Source organism: Mesorhizobium sp. M2C.T.Ca.TU.002.02.1.1 (assembly GCF_003997225.1).
This window is the reverse complement of record NZ_RZTO01000303.1, coordinates 1-6593: the sequence shown is the minus strand read 5'-3', so window position 1 is coordinate 6593 and position 6593 is coordinate 1. Positions and strand designations below refer to the sequence as shown.

Here is a 6593-nt window from a genome sequence, read left to right as displayed (position 1 = left end):
GCATAGGTACCGGTCTGGTCGTTCATTGCGGCACCTAATGCGAATGGCGGGGGATGCCGGCATCGCGGCGCCCGACAAGGAAATCGAAATCGCAACCCTGGTCGGCCTGCAGGACGCGCTCGACATAGAGGCTCTGGTAGCCGCCCTCGGGCGGCGCCGGCGGCTTCCAGTCGCGGCGGCGGGTGGCAAGCTCCTCTTCGGAAACCAGCAATTCGAGACGCCGGCCGGCCACGTCGAGATCGATGAGATCGCCGTCGCGAACCAGGGCAAGCGCGCCACCCGCCGCAGCCTCGGGAGCAACATGCAGGACCACGGTGCCGTATGCGGTGCCGCTCATGCGCGCATCGGAGATGCGGACCATGTCGGAAACGCCCTGTTTCAGGAGCTTCGCCGGCAGCGGCATGTTGCCGACCTCGGCCATGCCCGGATAGCCGCGCGGGCCGCAATTCTTGAGCACCATCACCGATGAGGCGTCGATGTCGAGATCCGGGTCGTCGATGCGGGCGTAATAGTGCTCGATATTCTCGAAGACCACCGCCCTGCCCCGGTGCTGCATCAGCGCCGGCGTCGCCGCCGAGGGCTTTATGACGGCGCCATTGGGCGCAAGGTTGCCGCGCAGCACCGATATGCCGCCTTCCCTGGTAAGCGGCCGGTCGAGCGGCCGGATCACCTCGCTGTTGTAGTTCGGCGCGCCGTCGACCAGCTCGCCGATCGTCTTTCCACTGACGGTCATGGCGTCGCGGTGGAGAAACCCCGCCCCATCCAGCGACGCCATGACCGCAGCGAGCCCCCCGGCGTAGTAGAAATCTTCCATCAGGAACCGGCCCGACGGCATCAGATCGACGATGGTCGGCACATCGCGGCCGAGACGATCCCAGTCGTCAAGGCTGAGATCGACGCCGACGCGATGCGCGATCGCTATGAGGTGCAGCACCGCGTTGGTCGATCCGCCGATGGCGCCGTTGACCCGGATGGCGTTCTCGAAGGCCGGCCGGGTGAGGATCCGCGATATCGTCACGTCCTTGTGCACAAGGTCGACGATCTGCCGTCCGGCGAGCTGCGCAAGCACGCCACGGCGCGAGTCGACCGCCGGTATGGCGGCATTGTCCGGCATGCCGATGCCCAGCGCCTCGACCATGCTGGCCATGGTGGAAGCGGTGCCCATGGTCATGCAGCTGCCGGCCGACCGGCTCTGGCCCTGCTCGGCGGCGAGGAAGTCCTCGACCTTCATGCGCCCCGCCTTCACGTCCTCGGCGAATTTCCAGACATGGGTGCCGGAGCCGATGTCCTGGCCGCGGAACTTGCCGTTCAGCATCGGACCGCCCGACACGGCGATGGTCGGCAGGTTGCAGGAGGCCGCGCCCATCAGCAGCGACGGCGTGGTCTTGTCGCAGCCGACCATGAGCACGACGCCGTCGATGGGGTTGCCGCGAATGGACTCTTCGACGTCCATGCTCGCCAGATTGCGGAACAGCATCGCGGTCGGGCGCATGTTGCTTTCGCCGAGCGATGTCACCGGAAATTCGACCGGCAGGCCGCCGGCCTCATAGACGCCGCGCTTGACGTGATCGGCGAGCGCCCGCAAATGCGCGTTGCACGGGGTCAATTCCGACCAGGTGTTGCAGATGCCGATCACTGGGCGACCGTCGAACGCATCGTCCGGGATGCCCTGGTTCTTCATCCAGCTGCGGTGCATGAAGGCATTCTTGCCTTCGCCGCCGAACCATGCCGTCGACCGCAGCTTCCGTCTTTCGCTCACGATCTCTGCTCCTCGCGGCGCCTGTTGCGGTTCTCGACGCTGCGGCGAACGTCTTCCTCGGCGTTGTCGATGAGGACGAGAAGCGCCTGCTGCGCGCCGCGCCCATCGCCGGCGGCGATTTTCTCGGCCACCTCGCGGTGCAGCGGCAGCGAGTGGCGCTGCCCCTCCGGATTGTCATTGGAGAGGCGGAAGCTCATCACCAGCGCCGTCTCCACCAGCGCCGCCAGCGAGCCGATCAACTCATTGCCCGTCATGCGCAGGATGGTCTGATGGAAGACGAGGTCGGGCTTGGCAAAGCGGTCGCCGTCGTCGCCCACGGCTTCCATTTCGGCTAGCGCGGCGTTGAGATCGGCAAGCTGCGCTGGCGTCGCGCGCTTGGCCGCGAGCGCGGCCGACATCGGCTCGATCGCCCGGCGCAGCTCGAAAAGGGCAGTGACGTCCTCGGCGCTGACACCCGCCGCGTAGCGCCATGAAAGCACGTCCGGATCGAGGAAATTCCAGTCGGAGCGCGGGCGCACCCGCGTGCCGGTCTTCGGCCGCGACTCGACCAGCCCCTTGCCCGCCAGGACCTTGATCGCCTCGCGCAGCACGGTGCGGCTGACGCCCAGCATCTCACTGGAATCGTCGGCATTGGGCAGCGCCTCGCCGGGCAGGAAATCGCCCTGCACGATGCGCAACCCGATCTGCTCGACGACCGTCGCATGCAGCGCCGTGGAGCCGCTGGCAACCGCGGCGACCACCCGCGACGTGCGAGCGATGCTGAAGGATTTCGTATTCTTCATACTATTCATATGATATGTCTTATCCAGGCAGCGACGAGAGTCAAGGCATCGGGGAGAAGATGGACGGGAATTTTGAAATAAGCGGCGCCGGCGGGCGCGAAGGGCTGGTCACGATCGCCGATGGCCTGGCGACGGTAGAGATCGCCCCGGCCATCGGCGGCGCGCTGGCGTCGTATCGCTGGGAGAATAACGGGCATGCCATCGACTGGCTGCGTCCCGCCGGCCCCGCCGCGCTCGCCGGCCGCGACGCCGGCGCCATGGCCTGCTTCCCGCTCGTCCCCTATTCCAATCGCATAAGAGGCGGCCGTTTCAGCTTCGCCGGCCGGACCATCGAGTTGCCGACGCGGCCCGACGATCCGCATTATGAGCACGGCCATGGCTGGCGCCGTGCGTGGACGCTGGCAGGGCACCAGCAAGCCAGCGCGGTCCTGCGCTATCGTCATGATGCCGATTCCTGGCCATGGAGCTACGAGGCCGAGCAGAGGATCGGACTCGTACGGGGCTGCCTGAGCATCCGGATCTCGTTGCGCAACCTCTCGGATACGCCCATGCCGGCCGGGCTCGGACTTCATCCATACTTTCCCGCCACCCCATGGACGCATATCCAGGCCGGTGTCACGGGGATGTGGGAAACCGACGCCGAGGTTCTGCCCACACGCCACGTTCCGCCGCCCGCGGGCGCTGACCCGACCACAGGCTTCGACGTCGCCGAGGCCGCGTTCGACACCGTCTTCACCGGATGGACGCGCCGAGCGCGCATCACCTGGCCGGATGAAGAACGGCTGCTGGACATCGAGGCCGAAGCGCCGCTCGATTTCCTGGTGCTCTACACACCACCAGGCGAGCCCTTCTTCTGCGCCGAGCCGGTCAGCAACATCACCGACGCCTTCAATCGGTTGGAGGAAGACGCAGGTTGCATGGTGCTCGCACCCGGTGAGAGCCGGTCGGCAAGCGTCCGCTTCGTGCCGTCGGAAACGATCTCGGCGCGATAGCCTCGGGCGGGCCGGCTAGGTCAGCTCGCCTCGCGCATCGCCTCGGCCGCCTGCAGGTCGACCGAGACCAGCTGGCTGACGCCCTGTTCGGCCATGGTGACGCCGAACAGCCGGTCCATGCGCGCCATGGTGATCGGGTTGTGGGTGATGATGACGAAACGGGTTTCCGTGGTCTTCGCCATCTCTTCCATCAGGTTGCAGAAGCGCTCGACATTGTGGTCGTCGAGCGGCGCGTCGACCTCGTCGAGCACGCAGATCGGCGCCGGATTGGTCAGAAAGACGGCGAAGATCAGCGACATCGCGGTCAGCGCCTGCTCGCCACCCGAAAGCAGCGTCATGGTCTGCGGCTTCTTGCCTGGCGGACGGGCGAGGATTTCCAGCCCCGCTTCCAGCGGGTCTTCCGACTCGATCAGTTGCAGCTCGGCCGTGCCGCCGCCGAAGAGATGCGAGAACAGCCGCTGGAAATGACCATTGACGACCTCGAAGGCCGACAGCAGCCGCTCGCGGCCCTCGCGGTTGAGGCTCTGGATCGCCTGCCTCAACTTGCGGATCGCCTCGATGATGTCCTCGCGCTCGGAGACGATGGTCTCCAGCCTGTCCGACAGCTCCTTCTGCTCTTCCTCGGCGCGCAGATTGACGGCGCCGAGCCGCTCGCGCTCGATCTTCAGCCGGTCGAGCTGGCGCTCGATCTCGGCCATGTCCGGCATCGGATCGTCGGCCTTGAGCCCGGTATGCTGGATGACGAGGTGCGGCGGCGTGTTCAGCGCTTCCTGGATGCGCGCCTCGACCTCGGCGCGGCGCTCGTCGGCGGCGGTGAGCCGTTCTTCGGCGCGGACGCGGGTTTCGCGCGCCTCGGCAAGCGACTGGATGGCGGCGGTGGCCGCCTTGTCGAATTCGGCCTGCTGGTTTTCCGCTTCCTGCAGGCGGTCGCTTGCCGCCTGGCGCAGCGCCTCGGCCTCGGAAAGTTGCGTCAAGAGCGCGCGGCGCTTGGCGTCGATCTCGTCCGGCGCATCGGCCAGCCGCTCGCGCTCGGCTTCGGCCTCGGCCTTGCGCTCGCCGAGGGCGGCAATCTGCGTCGAGGCGTTTTCGGCGCGCTCCAGCCAGTTCTTGCGCTCGGCGCCGATGGCGTCCAGCCGGCGCATCCGCGCCTCTGCCTCGCGCCGCAGTCCATCATGCACGGCGCGCGCGTCGGCAAGCGTGGCGCGGTCGCGCGAGACGTTGGCGGAGGCCTGTTCGAGCTGCAGCTGCAGGTCGCCGAGATCGGGCGCGTCCTTCAGCATCTCCTCGGCTTCGAGGAAAGCGGCCTGTGTCTCCTCATGGCTGTCGACGATGCGGGCACGGGCTTCGTCCAGAGCAGCGCGGCGGCTCACCAGCTCGCCGCCGGCCTTCTCGGCCTCGGCCAGCGCGTTGCGGGCGGCATCCAGCGCATGCTGGGCCTCGCGTCCGGCCTGACGCGCATTGCGCTCGGCCTCGCTTGCCTGGCGCATCGCCTGCTCAGCGCGCGCCAATGCTTCCTCAGCCTCGCGCACCACGCGCGTCGCCTGCACGGCTTCGGCATCGAGCTCGGCCAGGCGGTTCTTCTGCGCCAGCCTCAGCGCGGCGGCAGTCGGGGCGTCGGCGCTCGCGGTCAGGCCGTCCCAGCGCCACAGCGCGCCATCGCGGCTGACCAGCCGCTGACCGGGCGCCAGCAACGCTTGAAGACGGCGTCCATCGGCGGCCTCGACGATGCCGATCTGAGCCAGGCGGCGCGCAAGCTGCGCCGGCGCGCGCACGACGCTTGCCAGGCTCTTCACGCCTTCGGGCAGCGCCGCATCGCCGGGCTGCACCGCGCTCTCGCCCCAATGCACCGGAGCGCTGCGGTCGAGCGGGACATCGAGGTCCTCGCCAAGGGCCGCGCCAAGCGCGGTTTCGTAGCCGCGCTCGACGCTGATCTGCTCCAGCACCGACGGGAAAAGATCGCCGCCGCTGGTGGCGTTGAGGATTTTCGCCAACGTGCGCGCCTCGGTCTCGATGCGCGCCAGCTCCGCCCTGGCGTCCTGCAGGGGCGGCCTTGCGGCGCTTTCGGCCGCGCGCGCCTCGGCGACAGCCTGCTCGGCGGCAATGGCGCCTGCCTCGCTCTCTTCCAGCCGGGCAAGCGCATCCTCGACCAGCAGCCGCTTCTCGGCCGGATCGGGCAGGCCGGCAATACGCCCGACGATGTCGGAAAGCTCGCGGTCGACCTCGGCGAGCTGGCGGGCGAAGCGGTCGCGACGCTCGGCGGTCTCGCGCAGGCTGCGCTCGATCTGGTGGCGCGAGGCGGCCGCCTCGGCCCGTTCGGCGGTCAGCGCGGCAAGTTTCGCTTCACTTTGCGACAGCGTAGCACCCGCCTGCTCGAAAGCGGCGCGCGTGGTGGCTTCGCGCTCGGCGGCGCCTGCATTGTCGGAATTGAGCTCGGCTTCCTCGGCGCGCAGGCGTTCGAGGATGTCGGCATTGTCGCGCACCATCCGCTCCTCGCGGGCGATGTCGGCGTCGAGCTGCTGCAGGCGGCGTTCGAGCTCGGTCTGGCGGGCGCGGATGCGGCCGGCCTCTTCCTCGATCTGGGTCTTGGCGATCGACAGGCGCTGGAAGGCGGCGGCCGCGGCGGCTTCGGCGTCGCGCAGGTCCGGCAGCCGGTGCGCGGCGATGCCCTGCTCTCGTGCGGCCGCCATCTGGGCGGCGGCGCGGTCACCGACCAGCGTGGTGGCGACGGCGAGCGCGGATCGCGCCTCGCCTTCCTGGGTCTTGGCCAGCGTCCAGCGCAGATGCAAGAGCGTCGCTTCCGCCTTGCGGATGTCGGCCGACAGGTTCTTGAAGCGCGAGGCCTGGCGCGCCTGGCGCTTCAGGCTGTCGATCTGGCCTTCCAGTTCGCCGACGACATCGTCCAGCCGCTCCAGGTTCTGCTCGGCGGCCTTGAGCCGGAGTTCCGCCTCATGCCGGCGCGTGTGCAGGCCGGAAATGCCGGCGGCTTCCTCGAGCAGCGCTCGGCGGGCCTGCGGCTTTGCCTGGATCAGCTCGCCGATGCGGCCCTGGCCGACCATGGAC

General features: G+C 68.5%; 4 protein-coding genes. 1 reads left to right on the top strand and 3 read right to left on the bottom strand.

Features of this window, described 5'->3' with window-relative positions:
- Positions 1–34: 34 nt before the first annotated feature.
- Positions 35–1762, bottom strand: a complete 1728-nt coding sequence (locus EOD07_RS17310; RefSeq protein ID WP_127236331.1) for an IlvD/Edd family dehydratase — start codon at positions 1760–1762, stop codon at positions 35–37.
- Positions 1756–2550 carry a FadR/GntR family transcriptional regulator gene (locus EOD07_RS17305; protein ID WP_245470192.1) on the bottom strand — a complete coding sequence of 265 codons (795 nt, stop codon included), beginning with the start codon at positions 2548–2550 and terminating at the stop codon, positions 1756–1758. The genes EOD07_RS17310 and EOD07_RS17305 overlap by 7 nt, the downstream gene beginning before the upstream one ends.
- Before the next feature lie 50 nt (positions 2551–2600).
- Between EOD07_RS17305 and EOD07_RS17300 the strand changes: the two genes are divergently transcribed.
- Entirely contained in the window at positions 2601–3533 is a 933-nt protein-coding gene (locus EOD07_RS17300) for an aldose 1-epimerase (protein WP_127236330.1), read from the top strand.
- A gap of 20 nt (positions 3534–3553) precedes the next feature.
- On the opposite strand, the gene smc is transcribed toward EOD07_RS17300, so the two are convergent.
- Positions 3554–6593, bottom strand: a 3040-nt coding sequence (gene smc, locus EOD07_RS17295) for a chromosome segregation protein SMC (protein ID WP_127236329.1), incomplete at its 5' end; no start/stop codon positions are given.

Excerpts from the sequence above, each read along its gene's own strand:
- EOD07_RS17305 (WP_245470192.1), bottom strand. The coding sequence starts at position 2,550 with ATGAATAGTATGAAGAATACGAAATCCTTCAGCATCGCTCGCACGTCG.
- EOD07_RS17300 (WP_127236330.1), top strand. The coding sequence starts at position 2,601 with ATGGACGGGAATTTTGAAATAAGCGGCGCCGGCGGGCGCGAAGGGCTG.